General features: G+C 65.7%; 22 protein-coding genes. 11 read left to right on the top strand and 11 right to left on the bottom strand.

The window, feature by feature from the left end; translation table 11 throughout:
* Nucleotides 1-36: 36 nt before the first annotated feature.
* The 5 genes from thpD to zwf all read right to left on the bottom strand — a co-directional run bounded on the left by thpD (nt 37) and on the right by zwf (nt 5295).
* Nucleotides 37-945, bottom strand: coding sequence for an ectoine hydroxylase (gene thpD / locus P5703_RS21080; protein WP_011911424.1), 909 nt, complete (start codon nt 943-945; stop codon nt 37-39).
* Between the two features lie 68 nt (nt 946-1013).
* Nucleotides 1014-1415 carry an ectoine synthase gene (locus P5703_RS21075; protein WP_013981379.1) on the bottom strand — a complete coding sequence of 134 codons (402 nt, stop codon included), beginning with the start codon at nt 1413-1415 and terminating at the stop codon, nt 1014-1016.
* Between the two features lie 10 nt (nt 1416-1425).
* A complete protein-coding gene (gene ectB, locus P5703_RS21070; protein WP_279648699.1) occupies nt 1426-2703 on the bottom strand; it encodes a diaminobutyrate--2-oxoglutarate transaminase in 1278 nt (425 codons plus the stop codon).
* On the bottom strand, nt 2700-3215 hold the full coding sequence (gene ectA, locus P5703_RS21065) for a diaminobutyrate acetyltransferase (RefSeq protein ID WP_013981381.1): 516 nt from the start codon (nt 3213-3215) through the stop codon (nt 2700-2702). Before ectA ends, ectB begins: the two co-directional genes overlap by 4 nt.
* Before the next feature lie 637 nt (nt 3216-3852).
* On the bottom strand, nt 3853-5295 hold the full coding sequence (gene zwf, locus P5703_RS21060; RefSeq protein ID WP_011911428.1) for a glucose-6-phosphate dehydrogenase: 1443 nt from the start codon (nt 5293-5295) through the stop codon (nt 3853-3855).
* Between the two features lie 141 nt (nt 5296-5436).
* On the opposite strand from zwf, the gene hexR reads away from it, so the two are divergent.
* Both hexR and P5703_RS21050 read left to right on the top strand, forming a co-directional pair.
* Complete coding sequence (hexR, locus tag P5703_RS21055) at nt 5437-6303, top strand: transcriptional regulator HexR (RefSeq protein WP_020307974.1); 867 nt, start codon at nt 5437-5439, stop codon at nt 6301-6303.
* 102 nt (nt 6304-6405) lie between these two features.
* Nucleotides 6406-6618: a PA3496 family putative envelope integrity protein gene (locus tag P5703_RS21050; protein ID WP_037005028.1), complete on the top strand. Its 213-nt coding sequence runs from the start codon at nt 6406-6408 to the stop codon at nt 6616-6618.
* Here P5703_RS21050 and P5703_RS21045 read toward each other — a convergent pair.
* Nucleotides 6563-7522 (bottom strand): LysR family transcriptional regulator, encoded by a 960-nt coding sequence (locus P5703_RS21045; RefSeq protein WP_020307972.1) that lies wholly within the window; start codon nt 7520-7522, stop codon nt 6563-6565. The genes P5703_RS21050 and P5703_RS21045 overlap by 56 nt on opposite strands.
* A 238-nt stretch (nt 7523-7760) precedes the next feature.
* Between P5703_RS21045 and P5703_RS21040 the strand changes: the two genes are divergently transcribed.
* From P5703_RS21040 to P5703_RS21015, 6 genes are all read left to right on the top strand, one after another.
* Nucleotides 7761-9176 carry an acetyl-CoA carboxylase biotin carboxylase subunit gene (locus P5703_RS21040; RefSeq protein ID WP_020307970.1) on the top strand — a complete coding sequence of 472 codons (1416 nt, stop codon included), beginning with the start codon at nt 7761-7763 and terminating at the stop codon, nt 9174-9176.
* 10 nt (nt 9177-9186) lie between these two features.
* Entirely contained in the window at nt 9187-10998 is a 1812-nt protein-coding gene (oadA, locus tag P5703_RS21035) for a sodium-extruding oxaloacetate decarboxylase subunit alpha (protein ID WP_019407435.1), read from the top strand.
* Between the two features lie 189 nt (nt 10999-11187).
* Nucleotides 11188-12129: a sodium-dependent bicarbonate transport family permease gene (locus P5703_RS21030; RefSeq protein ID WP_013981387.1), complete on the top strand. Its 942-nt coding sequence runs from the start codon at nt 11188-11190 to the stop codon at nt 12127-12129.
* Between the two features lies 1 nt (nt 12130).
* The gene (locus P5703_RS21025; protein WP_014595482.1) at nt 12131-12433 is read left to right on the top strand and encodes a P-II family nitrogen regulator; all 303 of its coding nucleotides are present in this window, start codon (nt 12131-12133) and stop codon (nt 12431-12433) included.
* A gap of 64 nt (nt 12434-12497) precedes the next feature.
* On the top strand, nt 12498-13406 hold the full coding sequence (gene glsB / locus P5703_RS21020) for a glutaminase B (protein ID WP_108241275.1): 909 nt from the start codon (nt 12498-12500) through the stop codon (nt 13404-13406).
* A gap of 44 nt (nt 13407-13450) precedes the next feature.
* Nucleotides 13451-14149, top strand: a complete 699-nt coding sequence (locus P5703_RS21015; protein ID WP_011911437.1) for a carbonic anhydrase — start codon at nt 13451-13453, stop codon at nt 14147-14149.
* Between the two features lie 4 nt (nt 14150-14153).
* Here P5703_RS21015 and P5703_RS21010 read toward each other — a convergent pair whose 3' ends face one another.
* The 3 genes from P5703_RS21010 to P5703_RS21000 all read right to left on the bottom strand — a co-directional run bounded on the left by P5703_RS21010 (nt 14154) and on the right by P5703_RS21000 (nt 17606).
* Entirely contained in the window at nt 14154-14963 is an 810-nt protein-coding gene (locus P5703_RS21010) for a substrate-binding periplasmic protein (RefSeq protein ID WP_020307967.1), read from the bottom strand.
* Between the two features lie 128 nt (nt 14964-15091).
* Nucleotides 15092-16075, bottom strand: a complete 984-nt coding sequence (locus P5703_RS21005; RefSeq protein ID WP_020307966.1) for an asparaginase — start codon at nt 16073-16075, stop codon at nt 15092-15094.
* Nucleotides 16076-16184: 109 nt separating this feature from the next.
* Nucleotides 16185-17606 (bottom strand): alanine/glycine:cation symporter family protein, encoded by a 1422-nt coding sequence (locus P5703_RS21000; RefSeq protein ID WP_020307965.1) that lies wholly within the window; start codon nt 17604-17606, stop codon nt 16185-16187.
* Between the two features lie 170 nt (nt 17607-17776).
* Between P5703_RS21000 and P5703_RS20995 the strand changes: the two genes are divergently transcribed.
* Nucleotides 17777-18595, top strand: a complete 819-nt coding sequence (locus P5703_RS20995) for a helix-turn-helix domain-containing protein (RefSeq protein WP_013981394.1) — start codon at nt 17777-17779, stop codon at nt 18593-18595.
* An 11-nt stretch (nt 18596-18606) separates the two neighbouring features.
* Here the strand turns inward: P5703_RS20995 and P5703_RS20990 are convergent, their stop codons facing one another.
* Nucleotides 18607-19866 (bottom strand): dicarboxylate/amino acid:cation symporter, encoded by a 1260-nt coding sequence (locus tag P5703_RS20990; RefSeq protein WP_079329330.1) that lies wholly within the window; start codon nt 19864-19866, stop codon nt 18607-18609.
* Between the two features lie 89 nt (nt 19867-19955).
* Nucleotides 19956-21380, bottom strand: a complete 1425-nt coding sequence (locus P5703_RS20985) for an aspartate ammonia-lyase (RefSeq protein WP_013981395.1) — start codon at nt 21378-21380, stop codon at nt 19956-19958.
* 162 nt (nt 21381-21542) lie between these two features.
* Between P5703_RS20985 and P5703_RS20980 the strand changes: the two genes are divergently transcribed.
* The gene (locus P5703_RS20980; protein WP_014595489.1) at nt 21543-22451 is read left to right on the top strand and encodes a LysR substrate-binding domain-containing protein; all 909 of its coding nucleotides are present in this window, start codon (nt 21543-21545) and stop codon (nt 22449-22451) included.
* Nucleotides 22452-22642: 191 nt separating this feature from the next.
* A complete protein-coding gene (locus tag P5703_RS20975; RefSeq protein WP_285589536.1) occupies nt 22643-25378 on the top strand; it encodes an AMP-binding protein in 2736 nt (911 codons plus the stop codon).
* Nucleotides 25379-25382 lie beyond the last annotated feature (4 nt).

Here is a 25382-nt window from a genome sequence, read left to right as displayed (position 1 = left end):
GGGGAAGGGGCCCGTCATCAGACGCGCCCCATCGCCTCAGAGATACTGTTGCGGCCGAATGTCCAGCGGCTTGAAATTCTCGCGTTCGGCGACAAAGGCCGGGCGCGGTTTCTGCTCGCAGAACGGAGCCTGCACGGCATTATCCACGTGGTTGTAGACGTAGAACAGATTGCTCCGCGCGCTGGGCGTGATGTTGCCGTTGGAGCCGTGCATGGTGTTGCAGTCGAAGAACACCACGCTGCCGGCGGGGCCGGTGGCGCAGTCGATGCCGAAGCGGCTGGCCAGCTCGCTCAGGCTGTTCTGGTCGGGGATGCCGATCTCCTGCTTGCGCAGGGACTTCTCGTAGTGATTTTCCGGTGTGGCTCCGACACAGCGCACGTAGTGCTTGTGCGAGCCGGGCATCAGCATCAGCGGGCCGTTGTGCGGCTCGTTGTCGGTCAAGAGGATCGAGCAGGACAGGCAGCGCATGCGCGGCATGCCGTCCTCGATGTGCCAGGTCTCGAAATCCGAGTGCCAGTAGAACTCCTTGCCGGTGAAGCCGGGCTTGAAGTTCATTCGCGACTGATGCACGTACAGGTCGCCGCCAAGGATGAAGCGGGCGATGCCGGCGGTGCGCTCGTCGGCTGCGACGCGGGCGAACAGCTCGTTGTCCTTGTGGATGGCGAACACCGAGCGGATCGCACCGCTGTCGGGTTCCTTGATGGTCTTGCCGGAACCGGCGACGGCCGGGTCCTGGCGCATGCGCTCGAGTTCGGCGCGAAACAGCGCGACTTCGTCGGCGCTGAACAGATTGGGGATGACCAGGTAGCCGTCGCGCTCGAAGCGTTCGACCAGCTCTGCCGCGATTGGCGCATTCTCCAGGTCGCTGCGGTAGACGACCGGATCCAGGCGTTCCTGCCAGCTGGGCTGGTCTTCCTGGCGCGAGGGATACAGGTCGGCTTGCATAGGGTTCACGCTTACCTCCTTTCTTGTAATGGCGGGGCGGCGCGGTGGCCGCCCCGGTTGAACCGGTATCAGACGGTTTCGGCCTCCAGCGGATAGACGCCGCTTTCGTCATGCACTTCGCGCCCGTTGAGCGGCGGGTTGAAGACGCAGGCCAGCTTCATGTCTTCGCTGCCACCGCGCAGCAGGTGCTCGTCATGCTTGTCCAGCACGTACAGCGTGCCCGGCTCGATCTTGTAAATCTTGCCGTCGGCGATGGTTTCGATCTCGCCATTGCCGCTGATGCAGTACACCGACTCGAAGTGGTTCTGGTAGTGGATGTGCGTCTCGCTGCCGGCGTAGATGGTGGTGATGTGGAAGGAGAATCCCACCTTGTCGTCCTTGAGCAGCATGCGCGTGCTGTCCCAAGTGCCGGTCTGGCTGTGGACCTTGCGGTCGGTCTTTTCGCACTCGGCGAGGGTTCTGACGATCATTGCGGATACCTCAGGAAGCTTGGTTCTCGGTCTGCTCGCTCATCACGGCGGCAAAGGCCTTGTCGAGGATGGAAAGCGCCTTGTCGATCTGCTCATCGCTGATGATCAGCGGGCAGAGGCACTTGACCACTTCGCTGTGGGCGCCGCTGGTCTCGATCACCAGGCCGTTTTCGAAGGCATGGCGGCACACTGCGGCGGCAATCTCGCCATCGGGGCAGCTAATGCCGATCATCATCCCGCGGCCCTTGAGAAACAGCGAATCCGGGCCGTGGCGACGGATGATGCGCTGCATGCCGTCGGCGATGCGCTTGCCCTTGGCCTTCACGCTGTTGGCGAACGTGTCGTTCTGCCAGAAGTGCTCGACCGCCGCGGCCGCCGTGACGAATGCATGGTTGTTGCCGCGGAAGGTGCCGTTGTGTTCGCCGGGCTTCCACTGGTCCAGCTCCTGGCGCAGCAACACCATGGCGAACGGCAGGCCGTAGCCGGACAGCGACTTGGACAGCGTTACGATATCCGGCTGGATGCCCATCTCTTCGAAGCTGAAGAAAGTCCCGGTGCGGCCGCAGCCGGCCTGGATGTCATCGACGATCAGCAGCATTTCGTGCTTGCGGCAGAGCTTCTCGAGCTTGCGCATCCATTCGGCCGACGCGGTGTTCAGGCCGCCTTCGCCCTGCACCACCTCGACGATCACCGCGGCGGGCTTGTCGATCCCGCTGGATGGGTCGGACAAGAGCTTGTCCATCATGCCGATAGTGTTGGTCTTGTCGCCGAAATAGTTGGCGTAGGGCATGCGGCTGACGTCGGAGAGGCCGATGCCGGAGCCGCCGCGGTGATGCTGGTTGCCGGTGGCGGCCAGCGCGCCAATGCTGCAGCCGTGGAAGCCGTTGGTGAAGCTGATGATGTTGTTGCGCCCGGTGACCTTGCGCGCCAGCTTCATCGCCGCCTCGACCGCGTTGGTGCCGGTCGGGCCGGTGAACTGCATGCGGTAGTCGCCCATGCCGCGCGGCTCGAGGATCAGCCGGTTGAAGGTCTCGAGGAAACGCTCCTTGGCCGCGGTGTACATGTCCAGGCCGTGGGTGATGCCGTCGCTCTCGATGTATTCGAGCAGCGCCTGCTTGAGCACCGGGTGGTTGTGCCCGTAGTTGAGCGTGCCGGCACCAGCGAGGAAGTCGATGTAGCGCTTGCCGTCCTGGGTGACCAGTTCGGCGCCCTGGGCCTGCTTGAAGACCACGGGGAAGGAACGGCAGTAGCTGCGAACCCTGGATTCATTCAGTTCAAAAGTTTTCATGCGTGCTCCTTGAGCTCTTCTTCTAGATGGGAAACGGTGAACGGGCCGGCGCGGTAGAGCACCTCGTCCTCGTGCTGACCGGCGAAATGCGTGTCGCGGGCGAACAGCGTGCGCGTCGTGCAGTTGGCATCGAGGCGGTCGAAGGCCCGCTTGAACAGCGCCTGTGACGCCCCGTTGTCCGGCGAGATGGTGGTTTCCATGTAACGCACGCCGTACTCGCGAGCGACCCGGGCGGTCAGTGCCAGCAGCATGCGCAGGGCCAGCCCCTGACCGCGCATCGAGCTGTCGACGGCGACCTGCCAGACGAACAGCGTGTCCGGCCGCGAAGGGGGGCGGTAACCCGAGATGAAACCGACCAGCTCGCCTTGGGCGTTCTCTGCGGCGATGGCGGTATCAGCGAAATCGGAACACTGCAGCAGGTTGCAGTAGACCGAATTGGTATCGAGGGGCTGGCAGCGCGCCACCAGCTGATGAAGGTTGTAACCGTCGCCGTCGGTTGGGCGACGGAGCATTACGGTGGGGAAACTCAAAACAATGCCTTTGGGGTTGTTGATTGAATTCCTTTTTAGGGTAGGCATATCCGCACAAGTTTCTCAACCCATGTAACGGAATATGGGAAGTTTGCGTTGCTGTATATGCCGCTGAAACCCGCATGATAACTGCGCTGGCGCGCAGAATGTTTCTGTGTATTGCGGTGGTCAGCTTGCCGGGCAACTTAGCTGTCACCGAAATGCAATTTGAATTCAGGCTGGAAGTTCGAGCGCCGAGCGCGTCAGAAGTTCTCTGACTGACGGTCTGCCTGGCTGAAAGCCGCGCCGGGCGAGGGCTGTGGCGGTGCTTGGCGCGGCGGATTGGTAGCTTGCGCGGGGCGTCTGGGACAAACGAAGGGGCTGGGCGGATAAGGCCGCGCTGGGCGATTCGATATTCGTAAGACTTCTGTGATCGAGTCCGGAATATATGGCGCTAGTGTGACGCCCATATATTCCGCAGTTTTCCCGGCTCCCACTCTTAATTGTTTGAGTCACGCTTCGTAGTCGCCGCAAAGTTCTCGCTGCCCTCTAGCGCGCATTATTCGGGCGCTCCGGGCTAATTCGCGAGAGAACACTTGCGAGCATCTCATCCGGTAACTTCCCGGTCACGAAAAAAGGATCATTGCCACCAGCTGTGGCCTTGCCGTTCGATGAACTGGTGCGCCTGTTCCGGACCGTCCTCGCCGGCCGGGTAGGGTCGCGGTTTGCGGTAGTAGCTGCTCCAGCCGCGCAGGATCGGATCGACCCAGTTCCAGGCGGCTTCCACCTCGTCGCGGCGCATGAACAGCGTCGAATCGCCTTCGATGACATCCAGCAGCAGGCGCTCGTAGGCCTCCCACCGGCGGGTGCTGCTGAAGGCATGGGCCAGGTTGAGGTCCAGTTCCACCGGCTCGAGCTGCATGCCCTTGCCGGGTGCCTTGGCCATCAGTTGCAGGCTGATGCTTTCCTCCGGCTGCAGGCTGATGACCAGGCGGTTGACCTCGCCCTTGGCAAACAGCAGGTGCGGCACCTGCTTGAAGGTGATGATGATCTCCGAGCGCTTGCGCGCCATGCGCTTGCCGGTGCGCAGGTAGAAGGGCACGCCGGCCCAGCGCCAGTTGTCTATCTCGGCCTTCACCGCGACGAAGGTTTCGGTGTCGCTGTCGTTGTCGATGTTGGGCTCGAAGTAGTAGGCCGGCACGTCGTGACCGCCGATGCGCCCGGCGCCGTATTGGCCGCGTACGGTCTTGTCCAGCACGTCGTTGCCGGTGATCGGCTTGAGCGCTTCGAGCACCTTCACCTTCTCGCCGCGGATGTGCTTGGCATCGAAACGCACCGGCGCCTCCATCGCCACCAGGCAGAGCAGCTGCAGCAGGTGGTTCTGCAGCATGTCGCGCATGGCGCCGGCATTGTCGTAGTAGCCGCCGCGGTTCTCCACGCCAAGGGTTTCGGCCACGGTGATCTGCACGTGATCGATATGCCCGGCGCGCCAGATCGGTTCGAACAGGGCGTTGGCGAAGCGCAGCGCCATGAGGTTCTGCACCGTTTCCTTGCCCAGGTAGTGGTCGATCCGGTAGATGCGCGCTTCGGGGAACACCGCGCCGATGGCTTCGTTGATCTCCAGCGCCGAATCCAGCGAATGGCCGATGGGCTTCTCCAGCACGATGCGCGCATCGTCACCGGCAAGCCCTGCGCTTTCCAGGTTGGCGGCGATGGGTTCGAACAGATCGGGCGCAGTGGCCAGGTAGTAGACCCGCACGCGGCCGTTGGCTTGGCCGAGGTGCTGGGCCAGACGCAGGTAGTCGCTGCGCTGGGAGGCGTCCATGGCGAAGTAGTCGACGCGCTGGGCGAAGGTCTGCCAGGTGTCCGGGCTGAAGTCGCCGCGGGCGACCTGCGCGCGACAGTGGCGCTCGGCCAGGGCCAGGTAGCCGTCGCGGTCGAGCTTCTTGCGCGCCAGGGCGAGAATCCGCACGTCGGCATGCAGGCGGCCGTCGCGGTGCAGGTGATACAGCGCCGGAAGCAGTTTGTGCAGCGTCAGGTCACCGGTCCCGCCGAACACGAGCATGTCACAGGAAATCGACATCGAATCTCTCCCAGGGGCAAAAAATGGGCGTCATGGCGAGGCTTGTAGTATAACTACCGCCCCACTACAACCCGCTGATGGCCGAGCGGTGCCTGTCGCGCCCGAACGAGTCCTCAGTCGTGAGCATAGCGAGCCCGCCACGTGAATCTGCTGCAACACATCGCCCAGTCGAGAAGTCTGCTACGGAAGTCGGAGTTGAAGGTGGCCGACCATGTCCTGCTCGATCCGGCCTCGGTGATGCACAGTTCCATGGCCGATCTGGCCCACACCGTCGGCGTCAGCGAGCCGACCATCGTGCGCTTCTGCCGGGCCATCGGCTGCCTCGGCTTCCAGGACCTCAAGCTCAAGCTGGCGCAGAGCCTGGCCGCCGGCGCCAGCTTCGGCCAGTTCGCCATCAGCGAGAACGACTCGGTGGCTGACTTCGCGCTGAAGATCTTCGACACCACGCTGCACACCCTGATGGAGGTGCGTGAGCGCCTCGACCCGGATGCCCTGCAGCGCGCCATCACCGCCATGGCCAAGGCCGAGCGGGTCGAGTTCTACGGCTTCGGCGCGTCCGGTGCGGTGGCCACCGATGCGCAGCACAAGTTCTTCCGTCTGCTGCTGTCGGCCGCGGCCTATTCCGATCCGCACATGCAGGCGATGTCGGCGGTCACGCTCAAGCCCACCGATGTGGCGATCTGCATTTCCCAGTCCGGTCGCTCCAAGGACCTGCTGATCACCGCCAACGTGGTGCGTGAGTCGGGCGCTACCCTGATCACCCTGTGCCCGAGCCAGACGCCGCTGGCCGAGCTGGCCACCATCAACCTGGCCATCGACGTGCAGGAAGACACCGAGATCTATACCCCGCTGACTTCGCGCATCGCCCACCTGGTGGTGATCGACGTGCTGGCGATGGGTGTCGCGATGGCCCGCGGGCCGAGCCTGGTCAATCACCTCAAGAGCGTCAAGCGCAGCCTGCGCAGCCTTCGTCTGTCGCCGCAGAAGGTCAAGTCGCACGACGACTGAAGCTGCGCCGCGTCTTTTCATCGGCGCGTCATGGCGCTGACTTCAGGTTGTCATTCACGGCGTCGATGCTGATCTCCCGTTACCTGTTCTGGGAGATCACTCATGCTCCGGCACACCGACGACAACAGCCAGCTCGACAGCAAGTCCCGCCGCAAGCAGCAGGATGAACGCCGCATGCGTTTTCGCCGCGCCATCGAGAGCTACACCGAGCAGCGCCAGCTGCATGCCGAACTGAACGATTACGCCGATGCGCTTGTGCTCAGTTCGTTGCGGCCGTCGTCGGCGACCCGGCGAAGCGCTCCGCCAGCACACTGATCTGCGCACGCTCTTCACGGAGGAAGGCGAAGAATGCCTGGGCCACCGGGCTCAGGCGCTTGCTGCGCGGATGCACCACGCACCAGCTGCGGTACAGCGGCAGCTCCGCCACCGGCAGTTCGCGCAGCAGTCCGCTGGCCAGTTCGAGGTGCACCGCGTGCCGGGGTAGTAGTGCCAGGCCAAGGCCTGCCACCACGCATTCACGCAGCGCGTCCAGCGACGCGACCTGGATGGTCTGGGCGAAATGCGCGCGTTTCTGGCGCAGATAGTCTTCGCCGGCCCGTCGCGTACCTGAGCCGGGTTCGCGCACCAGTAGCGGGTAGCCGGTGAGGTCCTGCAGGGAAAGCGTGGCGGCGTGGCACAACGGATGTCCGGGGGGCGCCACGGCGATGATCGGGTTGTTCAGGAAGGGCATGAACTCCAGGTCCATGTAGGTGGGCACCTGGGACATGATCAGCAGGTCGTCACGGCTGACCGACAGGCGCTTGACCGCCTGGGCATGGTTCACCACCACCAGTTGCAGGCTGACCTCCGGGTGCAGGCGTTTGAATGCGGCGAACAGATGCGGCGTGACGTACTTGGCGCTGGATTCCACGGCGAGGTTGAGCTGGCCCTGCAGCGAGCCCTGCAAGTCGGAGAGCTGCATGTCGAGGCTGTCCAGCCGACCGAAGATGTCGGTGCTGGCGCGCTGCAGCGCCTCGGCCGCGTCGGTGAGATAGAGCTTCTTGCCGACATATTCGAATAGCGGCTGGCCGACCAGTTCTTCCAACTGGCGGATCTGCAGACTCACCGCCGGTTGGGTCAGCGCCATCTCCTCCGCTGCGCGGCTGTAGGAAAGCGTCTCGCAGACCGCGCGGAACACCTGAAGCTGGCGCAATGTCATGCGCATCAATGATTTTCGCATCGTTTTACCAGTAGTTCGCCTGCATTTCGCGGAAGAGTCAAACCTGCGGCGTTTCTGTCTGACTGGTCAAGAAACAGTCAGTCCTGACGCATATATAAGTAAATACTTATCCCAAAGAAAACAATTATTCATTTTCAGTAATCCCCCTCACGGGCGTAGGGTGAAACGACTCGCCAGCAAGGCGAGTGATCCTGACCCGCTCGCGGGTCGCCTGCTCAACGATCCGAGGGAAGACAGCGTGATCAAGAAGCTGCTGATCGCCAACCGCGGGGAAATCGCGGTGCGCATCGTTCGCGCCTGTGCCGAAATGGGTGTCCGCTCGGTGGCGGTATTTTCCGAAGCCGACCGCCATGCCCTGCATGTCAAACGCGCGGATGAGGCGCATTTCATCGGCGAGGACCCGCTGGCCGGTTATCTGAACCCGCGCAAGCTGGTGAACCTGGCGGTGGAAACCGGCTGTGATGCGCTGCATCCGGGCTACGGCTTCCTCTCCGAGAATGCCGAGCTGGCGGACATCTGCGCCGAGCGTGGAATCAAGTTTGTCGGTCCTTCGGCAGACGTGATTCGCCGCATGGGCGACAAGACCGAAGCGCGGCGCAGCATGATCAGGGCCGGCGTTCCGGTCACGCCGGGCACCGAAGGCAACGTCAGGGACCTCGCCGAGGCGCTGCGCGAAGCCGAGCGCATCGGTTATCCGGTGATGCTCAAGGCCACCTCCGGTGGTGGTGGCCGCGGCATTCGTCGCTGCAACTCGCAGGCAGAGCTCGAGTCGGCTTACCCGCGGGTGATCTCCGAAGCGACCAAGGCCTTCGGCAGTGCCGAGGTGTTCCTGGAAAAGTGCATCGTCGAGCCCAAGCACATCGAGGCGCAGGTGCTGGCTGACAGTTTCGGCAACACCGTGCACCTGTTCGAGCGTGACTGCTCGATCCAGCGGCGCAACCAGAAGCTCATCGAGATCGCCCCCAGCCCGCAGCTCACCCCCGAGCAGCGCGCCTATATCGGCGACCTGGCGGTGCGTGCCGCCAAGGCGGTGGGTTACGAGAACGCCGGTACCGTCGAGTTCCTGCTCGCCGATGGCGAGGTGTACTTCATGGAGATGAACACCCGGGTGCAGGTGGAGCACACCATCACCGAGGAAATCACCGGCATCGATATCGTCCGCGAGCAGATCCGCATCGCTTCGGGCCAGCCGCTGTCGGTCAAGCAGGAAGACATCCAGCATCGCGGCTTCTCCCTGCAGTTCCGCATCAACGCCGAAGACCCGCGCAACAACTTTCTGCCCTGCTTCGGCAAGATCACCCGCTACTACGCGCCCGGTGGCCCCGGCGTGCGCACCGACACGGCGATCTACACCGGTTACACCATTCCACCGTATTACGACTCCATGTGCCTGAAGCTGGTGGTCTGGGCGTTGACCTGGGAAGAGGCGCTGGCCCGCGGCTCGCGCGCGCTGGATGACATGCGCGTGCAGGGTGTGAAGACCACTGCCACCTACTACCAGCAGATTCTCGCCAATCCGGATTTCCGCAGCGGCCAGTTCAATACCAGCTTCGTCGACAACCATCCGGAACTGCTGAACTACTCGATCAAACGCAAGCCGGGCGAACTGGCCCTGGCCATCGCCGCCGCCATCGCCGCCCACGCAGGCCTGTGAGGAACGCACCATGACTGCCCAGAAGAAAATCACCGTCACCGACACCATCCTGCGTGACGCCCACCAGTCGCTGCTGGCCACCCGCATGCGCACCGAAGACATGCTGCCGATCTGCGACAAGCTCGACCGCGTCGGCTACTGGTCGCTGGAAGTCTGGGGTGGCGCCACCTTCGACGCCTGCGTGCGCTTCCTCAAGGAGGACCCATGGGAGCGCCTGCGCCAGCTCAAGGCAGCGCTGCCCAATACCCGCCTGCAGATGCTGCTGCGTGGCCAGAACCTGCTGGGCTACCGTCACTACAGCGATGACGTGGTCGAGGCATTCTGTGCCCGCGCGGCGGAGAACGGCATCGACGTGTTCCGCATCTTCGATGCAATGAACGACGTACGGAACCTGGAAACCGCCATTCGCGCGGTGAAGAAGAGCGGCAAGCACGCCCAGGGCACCATCGCTTACACCACCAGCCCGGTGCACACCGTCGAGCTGTTCGTTGAACAGGCGCGGGCCATGCGTGACATGGGCGTCGACTCCATCGCGATCAAGGACATGGCTGGCCTGCTGACCCCGTTCGCCACTGGCGATCTGGTCCGCGCGCTGAAGGCCGAGATCGACCTTCCGGTGTTCATCCATTCCCACGACACCGCTGGTGTGGCCAGCATGTGCCAGCTCAAAGCCATCGAGAATGGCGCCGACCACATCGACACCGCCATCTCCAGCATGGCCTGGGGCACCAGCCATCCGGGCACCGAGTCCATGGTCGCCGCGCTCAAGGGCACGCCGTACGACACCGGCCTCGATCTCGAGCTGCTGCAGGAGATCGGCCTGTACTTCTACGCCGTGCGCAAGAAGTATCACCAGTTCGAAAGCGAGTTCACCGGCGTCGACACCCGCGTGCAGGTCAATCAGGTGCCCGGCGGGATGATTTCCAACCTCGCCAACCAGCTCAAGGAGCAGGGTGCGCTGCACCGCATGGACGAAGTGCTGGCGGAGATTCCCAAGGTGCGCAAGGACCTCGGCTACCCGCCGCTGGTCACGCCGACCTCGCAGATCGTCGGCACCCAGGCGTTCTTCAACGTGCTCGCCGGTGAGCGCTACAAGACCATCACCACCGAGGTGAAGTACTACCTGCAGGGCCGCTACGGCAAGGCGCCGGCGCCGGTCTGCGAGCACCTGCGCTTCCAGGCCATCGGCAGCGAGGAGGTCATCGAGTGCCGCCCGGCCGACCTGCTGGCGCCGGAACTGGACAAGCTGCGCAAGGACATCGGCGAGCTGGCCAAGAGCGAGGAAGACGTGCTGACCTTCGCTATGTTCCCGGACATCGGCCGCAAGTTCCTCGAGGAGCGCGAGGCCGGCACGCTGCAACCCGAGGTGCTGCTGCCGATCCCCGACGGCAAGGCCGCGGCCGCCAGCGTCGAGGGCACGCCGACCGAGTTCGTCATCGATGTGCACGGCGAGACCTACCGCGTCGACATCACCGGCGTCGGCGTCAAGGGCGAGGGCAAGCGGCACTTCTATCTCTCCATCGACGGCATGCCCGAGGAAGTGGTGTTCGAACCGCTGAACGCGTTTGTCGGCGGTGGCGGCAGCCAGCGCAAGCAGGCCAGCGCGCCGGGCGACGTCAGCACCACCATGCCGGGCAACGTGGTCGACGTGCTGGTCGCCGTCGGCGACGTGGTGAAGGCCGGGCAGACCGTACTGGTCAGCGAGGCGATGAAGATGGAGACCGAGATCCAGGCGCCCATCGCCGGCACGGTGAAAGCCGTTCACGTCGCCAAAGGTGACCGGGTGAACCCGGGAGAAGTCTTGATAGAGATCGAGGGCTGAGTGAAGGGTGGCGTGGCGATTCGATCGCGCCACGCCAGCGTCGTTTCGATCCATCTGCTCGCGCTGTGCAGCGGGCGGCGGAACGCAAGGCGCTGGCAATGTGTCCCCTTTGGGAGCCCCAGTGGCTCCTTTTTTTCGAGCCAGTGTCTGCCAGGGAGCGGTTCAATTTCCGAGCTGTGGAGAATCTAGATGGGTATCGACCCGGTAGTGCTGTTCTTCGTCTTCGGCCTGTTCGCCGGACTGGTGAAGAGCGAGTTGAAGTTGCCACCAGCGCTCTACGAGACGCTGTCGATCGTGCTGCTGCTGGCGATCGGTCTGCATGGCGGGGTGGAGCTGGCCGAGCAGGCCAGTGCCGCGTTGCTCGGCCAGTCGCTGCTGGTGCTGGCGCTGGGCGTGCTGCTGCCGATCCTGGCGTTCGTCCTGTTGCGCGGCCTGCGCTTCGATCGGGTCAACGCCGCGGCGGTGGCGGCGCACTACGGTTCGGTGAGTGCCGGTACCTTCGCCGTGGTGGTGGCGTACCTGGCGGCGCGCGAGGTGTTCTTCGAAAGCTACATGCCGCTGTTCGTGGCGATCCTCGAGATCCCGGCGATCCTGGTGGGCATCCTGCTGGCCAAGGGTGTGTCGAAGGACACCGACTGGAAGGAGCTGGGCCGCGAGATCTTCCTCGGCAAGAGCATCATGCTGCTGCTCGGCGGCCTGCTGATCGGCGCCATTGCCGGCAAGGAGGCGATCAAGCCCCTCGAACCGCTGTACACCAGCATGTTCAAACCGGTACTGGCGTTCTTCCTGCTGGAGATGGGCCTGATCGCCTCCGGCCAGCTCGGCTCGCTCAAGCGTTACGGCGTCAAGCTTGCCGCCTTCGCCCTGGTAATGCCGCTGATCGGTGCGCTGATCGGCGCGCTGCTGGCGCGCTTCATGGGGCTTTCGCTGGGCGGCACGGCAATGCTCGCCACGCTGGCGGCGAGTGCGTCCTACATCGCGGTGCCGGCGGCGATGCGTCTGGCGGTGCCGGAGGCCAATCCGTCGCTGTCGCTGACCGCATCGCTGGGCATCACCTTTCCGTTCAACATCCTGATCGGCATTCCGCTCTACCTGGCCTTGGCCGAGCGGCTGATCGCCTGGGGGTTCTGACATGAACGCGCACAACCGAACACTGCTGACCGTGATCTGCGAGGCGGCTCTGGAACACAAGCTGGAAGCCGACCTGAAAACCCTGGGTGCCCCGGGCTGGACCCTGTCCGACGCCCGCGGCAGCGGCAGCCGCGGGGTACGCAGCGCCGGCTGGGACACCGATGGCAACATCCGCCTGGAAGTGATCTGCAACCGCGAGCTGGCCGAGCGGATCGCCGAGCACCTGCAGGCGCGCTACTACGCGAACTTCGCCATGGTCTGCTACCTGGCCGAGGTGGAAGTGCTGCGCCCGGAGAAGTTCTGAGCCGCGCTGTGATGCCATGGCCCGCGCGGGCGTCCATCCTCCACCAGGACCGATGGAGCTGACGATGCACGCGCTGTTGCAGGAGATTCTCGACGAGGTGCGCCCGCTGCTCGGGCAGGGCCGTGTGGCCAGCTACATCCCGGCCTTGGCCGACGTGGCGCCGGATCAGCTGGGCATCGCCGTGTGCAGTGCCGATGGCGAGGTGTTCGAGGCCGGCGACGCGCAAACGCCGTTCTCGATCCAGAGCATTTCCAAGGTGTTCAGCCTGGTGCAGGCCATCGGACACCGCGGTGAGTCACTGTGGGAACGCCTCGGCCACGAACCCTCTGGGCAGCCGTTCAATTCGCTGGTGCAGCTGGAATTCGAGCGCGGCCGCCCGCGCAACCCGTTCATCAACGCCGGCGCGCTGGTGATCTGCGATGTCAACCAGTCGCGCTTCGCCACGCCCGAACTGTCGATGCGCGACTTCGTCCGGCACCTGTCCGGCAACCCGCTGGTCATCTCCGACACCCGGGTGGCCGAGTCCGAGTACCAGCATCGCGCACGCAATGCCGCCATGGCCTACCTGATGCAGTCGTTCGGCAACTTCCACAACGACGTCGAGGCGGTACTGCGCAGCTACTTCCACCACTGCGCGCTGCGTATGAGCTGCGTCGATCTGGCCCGTGCGTTCGGCTTCCTCGCCCGCGACGGCGTCTGCCCGCAGGGCGGCGAGGCCGTGCTCACGCCGCGCCAGGCCAAGCAGGTCAACGCCATCATGGCCACCAGTGGCCTCTACGACGAGGCCGGCAACTTCGCCTACCGGGTCGGTCTGCCCGGCAAGAGCGGCGTCGGCGGCGGCATCGTCGCGGTGGTGCCGGGGCGCTTCACCGTCTGCGTCTGGTCGCCCGAACTGAACGCCGCCGGCAACTCACTGATTGGCATGGCCGCGCTGGAGGCGCTGTCGCAGCGCATTGGCTGGTCCGTATTCTGACGCGCCGTGATGGCGCCTACCCTTGCAACTGGAGAGAACTGAACATGAGCGACGACAAGACGGGCGAAACTGCCCAGGAGGCCCTCGACCACATCGTCTCAGGCGTCAAGCGCTTCCGCGAAGAGGTGTATCCGCAGCAGCGCGAACTGTTCGAGAAGCTCGCCTACGAGCAGAAACCCCGGGCGATGTTCATCACCTGTGCCGACTCGCGGATCATTCCGGAGCTGATCACCCAGAGTTCGCCCGGCGACCTGTTCGTCACCCGCAACGTCGGCAACGTGGTCCCGCCGTACGGGCAGATGAACGGCGGCGTGTCGACCGCCATCGAATTCGCCGTGATGGCCCTCGGCGTACAGCACATCATCGTCTGCGGCCATTCCGACTGCGGTGCCATGAAGGCGGTGCTCAATCCGGCGCAGCTGGAGCGGATGCCGACGGTCAAGGGCTGGCTGCGACATGCCGAGGTGGCCAAGATCGTCGTGGAGCAGAACTGCGGCTGTGCCGACCACAACACCCTGGGCATCCTCACCGAGGAGAACGTGGTCGCGCAGCTCGACCACCTGCGCACCCATCCTTCGGTGGCGGCGCGGTTGGCCAGCGGTCAGCTGTTCATCCATGGCTGGATCTACAACATCGGCACCAGCGAGATCCGCGCCTACGACGCCGAGAAAGGCGAGTTCCGCATGATCGGCGACGGCCCACTGCCAATGGCCACGCCACGCGCCCGCTATCAGGCGAGCTGAGGGCTCAGCGGCTGCCGGCCAGCGTCTTGCCGCGGTTCTGGATCAGGTAGCAGAGGTCCGGTGTCTTGCTGCAGCCGGCGTAACCTTCGGCGATCACCTCGTCGAGGGCTTTCTGCAGACGGTTCACCACGGCATCGGGGGTATCCGGACTCAGCGCCAGGTACAGCGGTTCGCTGCGAAAGCTCAGCGCCACCTGCAGCTGGCCTTCCTCGACGCCCTGCTGCCGGGCGAAGTAGCGCCACACCGGATCGGCCACGGCCCAGAGGTCGATGCGCCCGGTCAGCAACTTGCGCAGGTTTTCGGCGTCGTTGAGGCTGTTGCTGGTGCGGATGCCCTGGCTTTCCAGAAACAGGCTGACGGTGCCGTTGGCATGTCCACCGATCTGGTAGCCCTGGGCCTGGGCCAGGCTGTCGAACTTCAGGCCTTTGCCGGCCGGCGCCAGCAGTACGCTGTCATGGTGCGCCAGCGGCCCGACCCATTTGAACTGACCGGCGTTCTGCGGCGTGCGCGCCACCGAGAACAGACCGTGGGCGGGCTGCTGCTGGGTCTGTTCGTAGAGCCGGCTCCAGGGGCCACGCAGGGTCAGGTTGTAGGAGACGCCGGCGCGCCGGAAGATGTCGCGCACTGTATCGGCAGCGATTCCCTGCACGTCGTCGCCCCGGGCGAAGCCCTTGCTGTTGGGCCCCATGTTGAAAGGCGGGAAGCTGTCGGTCTGCAGGGTGATCGGGTAGTTGGCGGGCAGTTCGGCCCGGACGCTGAACGCAGCACTGACGAGCAGGGCGAACAGCGCCCGGGCAGTTCGGGATCTGGCCATGGCATCGGCTCCTTGACGCATTTTTTTGTAGTTGTTGGCGCATCAGAGAGTAGCGGTGCCGGGCGGGTCTCGCCAGTCGCCAGTGCGGCTGCCGATCGGCGCCGCAGGCGTGTCACCGGGGGCTGGCGTCAGCCCGCCATTTCGCCGCACAGGTCACGGCAGAACCAGTGTTCCACCTGGGCCTGGTCGAGGCCGGCGGCGAGCAGGGCGAACAGCTTGCCCAGAGCCGCTTCGCGGGTCATACCGCCGCCGGAGACCAGCCCGGCATCACGCAGCGCGCTGCCGGCGGCATAGACCCCGAAATCCACATGGCCGCCCGGGCACTGGCTGATCGCCGCCAGCACCACGCCCTGGCGGTGTGCCTGGCGCAGCGCCGCGACGAACTCGGCGTCGTCCGCCGGCCCGGTGCCGCTGCCGTAGCACTCCAGCAGCAGCGCCTGGGCTCCGCTGGCCACCAGCGCCTGGACCTGTGTCGCGCCGACGCCGGGATACAGCGGCAGCACCATGACCTGTGCCGGGCGCCGGGGCAGCAAGGCCGGCGGGCGCTCGGCTGTGGCGTTCGCCAGGCGCTGGCGCGGCGCTTCGGCGAAGGCATCAAAGGCGTCGCTGCGCAGCTTGCTGACCCGCGCGCCGTGCAGCAGTGCACCGTTGAAGTACAGCTGCACACCGCTCACCCGGCCGGCCTGCAGGGCACGCATGGCGCCGAACAGATTGGGCCAGGCATCACTGCCCTCGCTGCCGGCCGGCAGCATGGCGCCGGTGAGCAGTACCGGTACGGGCAGATCGAGCAGCAGAAACGACAGCGCGGCGGCACTGTAGGCCAGGGTGTCGGTGCCATGCAGCAGCAGGACGGCATCGCAGCCCTCCGCCGTCACCGCGCTGCGGATGCGCTCGGCCATCTGCTGCCAGTGGCGTGGATGCATGTTGGCGCTGTCCAGCAGCGGCTGCAGCTCGTGGAAGGTCCAGTCCGGCAGCGGCCCGGCCTCGTGCGCCTGCTGTTCGCGCATGCGGGCTTCGAAGCCGGAGGCCGGCATCAGCCCGGCGGCGCTTTGCTGCATGCCAATGGTGCCGCCAGTGTAGAGGACCAGCAGGCGTTGGATAAATGGGTTCACGCGCGCTCCTCGCTGGTCGGCGCAGGTCGTCGGGAAATCGGGCGGGTGGGCTGGCCACCCGCCGTCGCATGTTAACGGAGCGGCGGGTGACCGGCCTGTCGCGTCGCGGTCAGCGCCGCGCGGAGGCGTCCGTCGTGGCAGAGGCATTGGCCTGCCACACGGCCGGATCGAGGTCCAGATCGGCGTAGTTCTTCGGATCGAGCACGGGCTGCTCGATGCCGGCGCGGATCTGGCTGTCGTAGTCGCGCATCAGGCGCAGGCCGACCTTGAACAGCAGGGCCACGGCGATCAGGTTGGCGATGGCCAGCAGGCCCATGGTGACGTCGGCGAAGGCGAACACGGTGCCCAGGTCCTGCACCGACCCCCAGAGCACGAGGATGATCACCAGCACGCGGTAGATCACCACCGGGGTGCGCTTCTCGGTGAAGAAGCCCAGCGCGTTTTCGCCGAGGTAGTAGTTGTAGATCAGCGTGGTGAACACGAACAGCAGCAGTGCGACGCTGACAAACACCCGGCCCCACTCGCCAACCACGGCAGCGACGGCGGTCTGGGTCAGCACCACGCCGGCCTGGTCCATGCCCGGCTCGTAGACGCCGGAGAGCAGGATGATCAGCGCGGTGCAGCTGCACAGGATGATGGTGTCGATGAACACCGACAGCGACTGCACGATGCCCTGCGCCACCGGGTGCTTGACCTCGGCCACCGCAGCGACGTTCGGCGCACTGCCCAGGCCCGCCTCGTTGGAGAACAGGCCGCGCTTGACTCCCATCAGAATGGCCGCGCCGATGCCGCCGGCGAAGGCCTGCTCGAGGCCGAAGGCGCTACGGAAGATCAGGCCGAAGGTTTCCGGAATCGCGCTGAAGTTACTGCCGATGACGAACAGCGCCATGCCCAGGTAGGAGAACGCCATGACCGGCACCAGCACGTCGGCCCACTTGGCGATGCGACGGATACCGCCGAAGATGATGCCGCCGATCACCAGGGTCAGGGCGATGCCGCTGGCCACGGTCGGTACGCCGAAGGTGTCGTGCAGCGAGCTGGCGACGGTGAACGACTGCACGGCGTTGAAGCCGAAGCCGAAGGTCATCAGCAGCAGGATCGACACCAGGATGCCCAGCCAGCGCTGGCCGAGGCCGTGCTGGATGTAGAACGCCGGGCCGCCGCGGTAGGTGCCGTCGGGTTCGCGGCGCTTGTACAGCTGGGCCAGCGAGCATTCGAAATAGCTGGTGGCCATGCCCACCAGGGCCACCACCCACATCCAGAAGATCGCGCCCGGGCCGCCGAGCATGATCGCCACGGACACGCCGGCGATGTTGCCCGCGCCGACCCGGCCGGCCACCGAGAGCATCAGCGCCTGGAAGGAGGAGAGCTGCCCCGGCTGCCGCTCGAAGGCGTGGCCGAAGATCGTGAACATGTTGCCGAAATAGCGGAACTGGACGAAGCCGGAGCGGATGGTGAAGAGCAGACCCAGGCCGATCAGCATGACGATCAGCAGTTTGCTCCAGATAAGGTCGTTGAGAAGGTCGAGCATGGCGATGTTCACCTTGTTGTCGTTGTTAGGGTGCCGACGCGCGCCGCTGCGCCGTGCAAGCGGGGGATGTTTCAACAGTAGGGGCGGCAGGACAATTTCGCAGGTGGCCGCGATGTGACGCGACCTGATGCTAGAATGGCGTCATTCGCGCCAGACTTCAGGGCATCGCTGTGACCTCCCACCTCGCCGAAAACCTCAAGTTGCTCTGCAGCCACTACCGCTCGATTGCCGAGGTGTGCCGCAAGCTCGCCATCAATCGGGCGCAATTCAACAAGTACCTGGGCGGGCAGAGCCGGCCGACGCCGTTCAACCTCAAGCGCATCGGCGATTTCTTCGGCGTCGAAGGCTACGAGCTGGAGATGCCGCCGGAACAGTTCGCCCGGCTGGTCGGCGCCCGCCATCCGGAAGCCCAGGCAATGCCGCGCAGCGACCCGCTGCTGAGCCTGCTGCAGCCGTTGCGCGAGCACGCCTCCAGCCTGTCGCGCTACTGCGGCTACTACTTCGAATACGCCAACTGCATGTCGGTACCGGGCAGCGTGCTGATCTCCCTGGTGCACCTGCGCGAGGAGGACGGCCTGTACCTGTTCGAGCGCCAGGAGCGCCAGGAGCGCGCAAGCCCGACGCTCGGCCAGGCCGAGGACTGGGTTCGCTGTCGCTACCTGGGTGCTGCGTTCGGCCTGCAGGACCGCCTGTTCCTGATCGATTACGAGTCGCTGACGCTCAACGAGATGAGCCAGACCATCCTCATTCCCAGCTTCAAGAGCCGCATCACCCGCCTCAATGGGCTGAAGACCGGCGTCTCCTCCGGTGACCGCCGTACCCCGGCCAGCACGCCGGTGGTATGGGAATATCTGGGCAGCGAGATCAACCGCGTCAGTGCCTACCGCCAGGTGATGCTCTACAGCCCGGACGACCCGCGTATCGACCCGGACATCCGCGAGCGTCTGGCGACTCCGCGTGTGGAGAACGGGCTGTTCGGCATCGAGTGAGTCGTATGTCCTCACTCCTTGTTGCTACTGTCGTATACCGCGCGGTCGAGCTCTTGCTCGCTGCGACCGACCAGGGTGGTGGTCATCAGGTCGCCGGCGACGTTCACCGTGGTGCGCGCCATGTCGAGGATGCGGTCGATGCCGGCGATCAGCGCCACGCCTTCCAGCGGCAGGCCGGCGGCGGTGAGCACCAGGCCGAGCATGATCAGCCCGGCGCCGGGAATGCCGGCGGTGCCGATGGAGGCCAGCGTCGCGGTGAGGATGATCATCGCGTACTGCCCGGCGCCCAGGTCGATGCCGAAGGCCTGGGCGATGAACAGCGCGAGTACGCCCTGATAGATCGCCGTGCCGTCCATGTTGATGGTCGCGCCCACCGGCAGTACGAAACCGGCCACACCCTCGGACACGCCGAGGTTCTTGCGGGCGCATTCGATGGACACCGGCAGCGTGCCGGAGCTGCTGGACGTACTGAAAGCCACTGCCAGCGCCGGGGCGATACCCTGGAAGAAGCGCAGCGGATTGAGCCGCCCCAGCAGGCCGAGCAGCCCGCCGTAGACCAGCAGCACATGGGCGATGCTGGCCAGGTAGATCACGCCGATCACGCCCGCCAGCGGCAGCAGCACTTCGGCGCCATGGCTGCCGACCACGCCGGCGGTCAGGGCGAAGACGCCGATGGGCGCGACGCGCATCACCAGGTCGGTGAGCTTGTAGAAGGTCTCGGCCAGCGCATCGAACAGGCGCACCGCCGGCGCGCCGCGCTCGCCGATCAGGTTGATGCTCACACCCAGAGCGATGGCGAAAACGATGATCTGCAGAATGTTGCCTTCGGCAAAGGCGGTGACCGGGTTGGATGGCACCAGGCCGACCAGGATCGACACCAGCGAGGGCGCCTGCTTGGCCTCCTGGGTGCCGCTGGCGACCATGTTCATCCCTTCGCCGGGGCTGAACAGCGCGCCGAACAGCAGGCCGATGCTCACCGCGAAGGCGGTGGTCACCAGATAGATGGCGATGGTTTTGAGACTGATGCGGCCAAGCTTGGCGCTGTCCTGCATCGAGGTGATGCCAGCCACCAGCGAAACGAACACCAGCGGCACGATGAGCATCTTGATCGCGTTGAGAAACAGCGTGCCGATGGGTGCCAGCAGCTGCGCGTCTGCGCCGAAGGCCATGCCGGCGGCGACGCCGAGGGCCAGGCCGATGAGAATCTGCTGCCAGAGCGGCAGGCGGACAAGCAGGCGCAGGGGAGCGGAGAGGGTCGTACTCTGAGTCATGGGTCTTCCTGTTGTTTTTATTGTGCGAACGGGCCGGGCTGGCGGCCCGTAAAGCAAGCGCCCGGCTATATGCCGGGCGCAGGGAGCGATCACACCGCCAGCGGGGCCAGGCGTGGCGCGATCATGTTTTCAGGGCGCAGGATCTCGGCCAGCATGGCCTCGTCCAGCAGCCGCTCTTCGCGCACCAGCTCCAGCACGCTGCGGCCGCCGAGCAGGGCCTCGCGGGCCAGGCGGGTGCTGTTGTCGTAGCCGATATAGGGGTTCAGCGCGGTGATCAGGCCGATGGAGCTTTCCATCAGCTCGCGGCAACGCGCTTCGTTGGCGGTGATGCCTTCGATGCAATGCTCGCGCAGCATGTCCATGGCGCGCTGCAGCAGGCGGATCGAATCGAACAGCTTGTAGGCGATCAGCGGCTCCATGACGTTGAGCTGCAGCTGTCCGCCTTCGGCGGCCATGGTCAGCGCCAGGTCGTTGCCGATCACTTCGAAGGCGACCTGGTTGACCGCCTCGGGGATCACCGGGTTGACCTTGCCCGGCATGATCGAGCTGCCCGGCTGGCGCGGTGGCAGGTTGATTTCGTTGAAGCCGGTGCGCGGGCCGCTGGAGAGCAGGCGCAGGTCGTTGCAGATCTTCGACAGCTTCACCGCCAGGCGCTTGAGCATGCCGGAGAACAGCACGAACGAACCCATGTCAGAGGTGGCCTCGATCAGGTCGGCGGCCTGGCGCAGCGGTTGGCCGCTGATCTGGGCCAGGCGTTGCACGGCGATGGCCTGGTAGCGCGGATCGGCATTGATGCCGGTGCCGATGGCGGTGCCGCCGAGGTTCACTTCCAGCAGCAGCTCCGGGGCGAATCGGCGCAGGTGCTGCAGGTCTTCGCCCAGGGTGGTGGCGAAGGCATGGAATTCCTGACCGAGGGTCATCGGCACCGCGTCCTGCAGCTGGGTGCGGCCCATCTTCAGCACATGGGCAAAGGCGTGGCCCTTGCCGGTCAGCGCCTCGCAAAGGCTCTCCAGGCTGGCCAGCAGCGTGTCATGGCCGAGCAACAGGCCCAGGCGAATGGCGGTGGGATAGGCGTCGTTGGTGGACTGCGCCATGTTCACGTCGTTGTTCGGGTGCAGGTACTGGTATTCACCCTTGGCGTGGCCCATGGCCTCAAGACCCAGGTTGGCGATCACCTCGTTGGCATTCATGTTGGTCGAGGTGCCGGCGCCGCCCTGGATCATGTCCACAACGAACTGCTCGTGGAACTCGCCGCGAATCAGTCGCGCGCAGCCCTGGCTGATGGCCACGTGCTTGGCTTCGGGCAGGTAGCCCAGCTCGCGATTGGCATCCGCCGCCGCCTGCTTGACCATCGCCAGGGCGACGATCAGCTTCGGGTAGTGCGACAGCGGCACGCCGGACAGGCGGAAGTTGTGCAGTGCGCGCAGGGTCTGGATGCCGTAATAGGCCTCGGAGGGAACGGGGAGGGTGCCAAGCAGGTCTTTTTCGATTCGCGATGATGCAACTTCGGACATGATGGTAACGTGGCTCGGATAGGCGCAGGCAGTGCTGCAGTGGCCCTAAAATAAGGCCTGCGGGGCGTGTGCGGCCAATGCCGTTGCTGGCTGTCCCATGCCGAAACGGCATAATGAGCGTGTGACTTCCCGTTCGTCGCCATCGTATCGAGGAGCTTCGGATTGAATCTGGAAACCAAGTGGCTGGAAGACTTCGTCGCCCTCGCGGCAACCCGCAGCTTCTCCCAGGCGGCGCAGCGCCGCTTCGTCACCCAACCGGCGTTCAGTCGGCGCATCCGTTCGCTGGAAGAGGCCCTGGGCCTGCAACTGATCAACCGTTCGCGCACGCCCATCGAACTGACCGAGGCCGGCCAGCTGTTTCTGGTCAGTGCGCGCAACATGGTCGAGCAGCTCGGCGAGGTGGTGCGTCACCTGCACCATGTCGAAGGCCAGCAGGGCGAGGTACTGCAGATTTCCGCGGCGCACTCGCTGGCGCTGGGCTTCTTCCCGGCGTGGATCGCCGGGCTGCGCCACGAGGGCCTGAACCTGGCCACCCGGCTCATCGCCACCAACGTCGGCGAGGCGGTGCATGTGCTGCGCGAGGGAGGTTGCGACCTGATCCTGGCCTACTACGATCCGGATGCCGCGCTGCAGCTCGACCCGGAACTGTTTCCCTCGCTGCACCTGGGGCGCACCGAGATGCTGCCGGTCTGCGCGGTGGGGCCGGACGGCACGCCACTGTATGACGTCGACAGTGGCCAGACCGTGCCCTTGCTGGCCTACAGCGCTGGTGCCTTTCTCGGCCGTTCGGTGAACCTGCTGCTGCGCCAGCGCGCGTTGCGCTCGACCACCGTCTACGAGACAGCCATGGCCGACAGCCTGAAAAGCATGGCGCTGCAGGGGCTGGGGATCGCCTGGGTGCCGCGGTTGAGTGTGGAGCCGGAACTCGAGCGCGGCGAGCTGGCGATCTGTGGCGGCGAGCAGTGGCGAGTGCCGCTGGAAATTCGCCTGTATCGCTGCTCGCTGATGCGCAAGGGGGCGGTGCGCCTGCTTTGGCGACGACTGGAGAGCCGCGCCATCGCTACCGAGTGAGTTGCCGCCGGAGCGCAGGCTAAAGCCCTTCGGTGGCGCCGTCGGGATCGGGGCTGACGGTAAATTGGCGAATTGTGCCGCCAACGGCAAAGTTTTGTTGCTTAACAAGCGGCAACTTTTTTGAGGGGTGCTGTCTTAGGTCTGCAATCCGCGCCATGGCCAGGCCGGACCCTAGCCAAGGAAAGACAGCCGTGAACCACGACTTCGACGCCGCCGTGCCCCAATCGGGGTCGGCTTTCCCTGCGCCCGACTCCGACTCTGTCAGCGCCGAGGCCACCACCCTGTACGCGGCGTTCGCCCAGCTGGCGAGCCGCGTACCGGAGCAGCCCGCCGTGCTCTCCACGCGCTACGCAGCGCTGGATCACCGCGGCCTGCAGCAGGTGATCGAGCAGACCCGCCGGCAGCTGCGCCAGGCCGGTTTCGGCCGCGATGCGCGCATCGGTGTGATGCTGCCGGAAGCGCCGCAGGCCGCGGTCGCCATCATCGCCATCGCCTGTTCGGCGGTCGCCGTACCGCTCGATCCGCGCCTCGGCACGGCCGAGCTGGACCAGTTCCTCCAGCAGCTTCCGCTCGATGCGCTGCTGATTGCCAGCGATGGCGACCAGCAGGGGCGACGCGCCGCCGAACGCCACGGCCTGCCATTGATCAGCGCCGAGGCGGCGGAAGACGGCTCGCCGGCGCTGCAGCTCGCGATGCCGGTCGCGGCACGGCCTGCACCGGATGAGCTGCCGGAACCGGACGCCCCGGCATTCATCCTGCGCAGCTCGGGCACCACCGCGCTGCCCAAGCTGATTCCCTTCACCCATCGCAACATGCTGACCGCCGCGCGCAAGTGGCAGCGCTGGTTCGGCCTGAATGACGGCGATCGTTGCCTGTGCGTTTCGGCGCCTTACTACTCCCACGGCCTGAAGGTCACCATCCTCACGCCGCTGCTCGGCGGCGGCAGCGTGGCCTTTCCGCTCAGTCCGGCGGTGGTGGACGTGCATGAATGGTTCGAGACGCTGCGGCCGAGCTGGTATTCCGCCGGGCCGGCGTTGCACCTGGCGATCCTCGAGGCGGCCCGCGCGCATCCCGAGGGCCTGGGGCGGCAGCGGCCGCGTTTCGCTTCTTCCGGCGGCGCCCCGCTGGGGCAGGAGATCATCGACAGCTTCGAGCGCACCCTGGGCTTCCCGCTGCTGGAACACTACGGCTCCAGCGAGGCCGCGCAGATCGCCGCCAACACCCCGGACGCGCGCAAGCCCGGCACGGTCGGGCGTCCCTGGCCGGAGACCCTGAGCATCGTCGGCGAGGACGGTCAGCCGGTCGCCCCTGGCGAGCGCGGCGAGATCCGCGTGCGCGGCGCCACGGTGATGCCTGGCTACCTCGGCGACGAGACACTCAACCACGAGGCGCTGCGTGACGGCTGGTTCCACACCGGCGACATCGGCAGCCTCGATGAAGAAGGCTTCCTGCACCTGCACGGGCGTCTGCGCGAGGTGATCAACCGCGGTGGCGAGAAGGTCAGCCTTTCGGAAGTCGATGCAGCGCTGCTGCGCCATCCGGCCGTGGCCGAAGCCGCGGCGTTCGGCGTACCCCATCAGCGCCTCGGCCAGGACGTCGCCGCGGCCGTGGTACTGCGTCCGGCAATGGCGGTGACGGGCGCCGAGCTGCAGCGTTTCCTGCGCGACGAGCTGGTCTACTTCAAGGTGCCGCGGCGTGTGCAGATCGTCGAGGCATTGCCGCGCGGGCTGACCGGCAAGGTGCTGCGCCATCGCCTGGCCGACGACTACGTCCAGCAGCGCAGCGAGCGTGCCCGGCTGGCGACCGGCGCGGTCGCGGCTTCGCAGCTGGAACAGGACGTGCTGGCCATCTGGAGGCGCCTGCTGAAGACCGATGCGGTCGGCCCTGAGGACAACTTTCTCGACAGCGGCGGTGATTCGCTGCTGGCCACCGAGATGCTCACCGAACTGGAACAGATGCTCGGTCGGGTGATTCCCGAGTCGGTGCTGGTGGAAGCCGAGACGGCCCGCGAGCTGGCGCTGCGCCTGGAAAACCTGGCTTCGCACGTCATCCCGGTGATCGACTTCAACGCCCAGGCCGGACGGCAGTCGCTGTTCTGGTTCCACGGCGATTTCGCCCACGGTGGCTATTACATCCGGCGCCTGGCGCGCCTGCTCGGGCCGCAGCAGCCGCTGACCGCCATCGCGCCGCATGGCATGGGCGACGAGGCGATCCCCGAGTCGGTGCAGCAGATGGCCCGCGAGCGCCTGCCACTGATCCTCGAACGCCAACCGCAGGGGCCATATCGCATCGGTGGCTACTGCAACGGCGCGCTGGTGGCCTTCGAGGCCGCGCGCATGCTTCGCGAGGCCGGCCACAGCGTGGAGATCGTCGCGCTGATCGATCCGCCGACGGCCAACGTGCGGCCCTGGTCGCGGGTGATCCTGCGCAGCCTCGATCGCGTCCTGCCGGACATGTACCTGGCGCGGGCCTACGAGGTCCTCAGCCGTTTCGGTGAAACCAGCAAGTGGCCCTATCCCAAGCGCATCGCCAACCTGGCCTGGAAGGTCGCGCGGCGCAGCGTGCGCATGGTGCGCGAGCGCCTGGCCGGCCATGTGCCGACGCCGCCCACCGCGCGTGACCGCGAGGTGCGCGCGCGCTTCCTGCGCTACTCGCTGGTGATGGCGCGCTACCTGCCCGAGCGCATCGACGCACCGGTGGTGTACTTCTCCGCCGATTACACCAGCCGCGCCTGGCGCAACATGGGCACCAGCTTCGAGAGCTACGACGTGCTCGGCGGCCACCACCGCTGCGTGAAGGACTACACCGCCTCCATCGCCACGCCATTGCGGGCGCTGCTGGAAGACTCGGCCGCCGCGATGCCCGGCCAGAGCGGCCTGATCCTGCCGCTGACCGAGCCGGCCAAGCGTGATGGCATGGCGCCCTGAGCAT

The sequence above is a fragment of the Stutzerimonas sp. FeSN7 genome (assembly GCF_030263795.1).
Lineage (GTDB): Bacteria > Pseudomonadota > Gammaproteobacteria > Pseudomonadales > Pseudomonadaceae > Stutzerimonas > Stutzerimonas stutzeri.
Note: the sequence above shows the minus strand (reverse complement) of the source record. Positions and strands in the feature narration are given on the sequence as shown.

Bases quoted from the DNA above. Each gene is read 5' to 3' on its own strand.
- thpD (WP_011911424.1), bottom strand. From the start codon at position 945: ATGCAAGCCGACCTGTATCCCTCGCGCCAGGAAGACCAGCCCAGCTGG.
- P5703_RS21075 (WP_013981379.1), bottom strand. From the start codon at position 1,415: ATGATCGTCAGAACCCTCGCCGAGTGCGAAAAGACCGACCGCAAGGTC.
- ectB (WP_279648699.1), bottom strand. From the start codon at position 2,703: ATGAAAACTTTTGAACTGAATGAATCCAGGGTTCGCAGCTACTGCCGT.
- ectA (WP_013981381.1), bottom strand. From the start codon at position 3,215: ATGCTCCGTCGCCCAACCGACGGCGACGGTTACAACCTTCATCAGCTG.
- zwf (WP_011911428.1), bottom strand. From the start codon at position 5,295: ATGTCGATTTCCTGTGACATGCTCGTGTTCGGCGGGACCGGTGACCTG.
- P5703_RS21050 (WP_037005028.1), top strand. From the start codon at position 6,406: ATGCTCCGGCACACCGACGACAACAGCCAGCTCGACAGCAAGTCCCGC.
- P5703_RS21045 (WP_020307972.1), bottom strand. From the start codon at position 7,522: ATGCGAAAATCATTGATGCGCATGACATTGCGCCAGCTTCAGGTGTTC.
- oadA (WP_019407435.1), top strand. From the start codon at position 9,187: ATGACTGCCCAGAAGAAAATCACCGTCACCGACACCATCCTGCGTGAC.
- P5703_RS21030 (WP_013981387.1), top strand. From the start codon at position 11,188: ATGGGTATCGACCCGGTAGTGCTGTTCTTCGTCTTCGGCCTGTTCGCC.
- P5703_RS21025 (WP_014595482.1), top strand. From the start codon at position 12,131: ATGAACGCGCACAACCGAACACTGCTGACCGTGATCTGCGAGGCGGCT.
- glsB (WP_108241275.1), top strand. From the start codon at position 12,498: ATGCACGCGCTGTTGCAGGAGATTCTCGACGAGGTGCGCCCGCTGCTC.
- P5703_RS21015 (WP_011911437.1), top strand. From the start codon at position 13,451: ATGAGCGACGACAAGACGGGCGAAACTGCCCAGGAGGCCCTCGACCAC.
- P5703_RS21010 (WP_020307967.1), bottom strand. From the start codon at position 14,963: ATGGCCAGATCCCGAACTGCCCGGGCGCTGTTCGCCCTGCTCGTCAGT.
- P5703_RS21000 (WP_020307965.1), bottom strand. From the start codon at position 17,606: ATGCTCGACCTTCTCAACGACCTTATCTGGAGCAAACTGCTGATCGTC.
- P5703_RS20990 (WP_079329330.1), bottom strand. From the start codon at position 19,866: ATGACTCAGAGTACGACCCTCTCCGCTCCCCTGCGCCTGCTTGTCCGC.
- P5703_RS20985 (WP_013981395.1), bottom strand. From the start codon at position 21,380: ATGTCCGAAGTTGCATCATCGCGAATCGAAAAAGACCTGCTTGGCACC.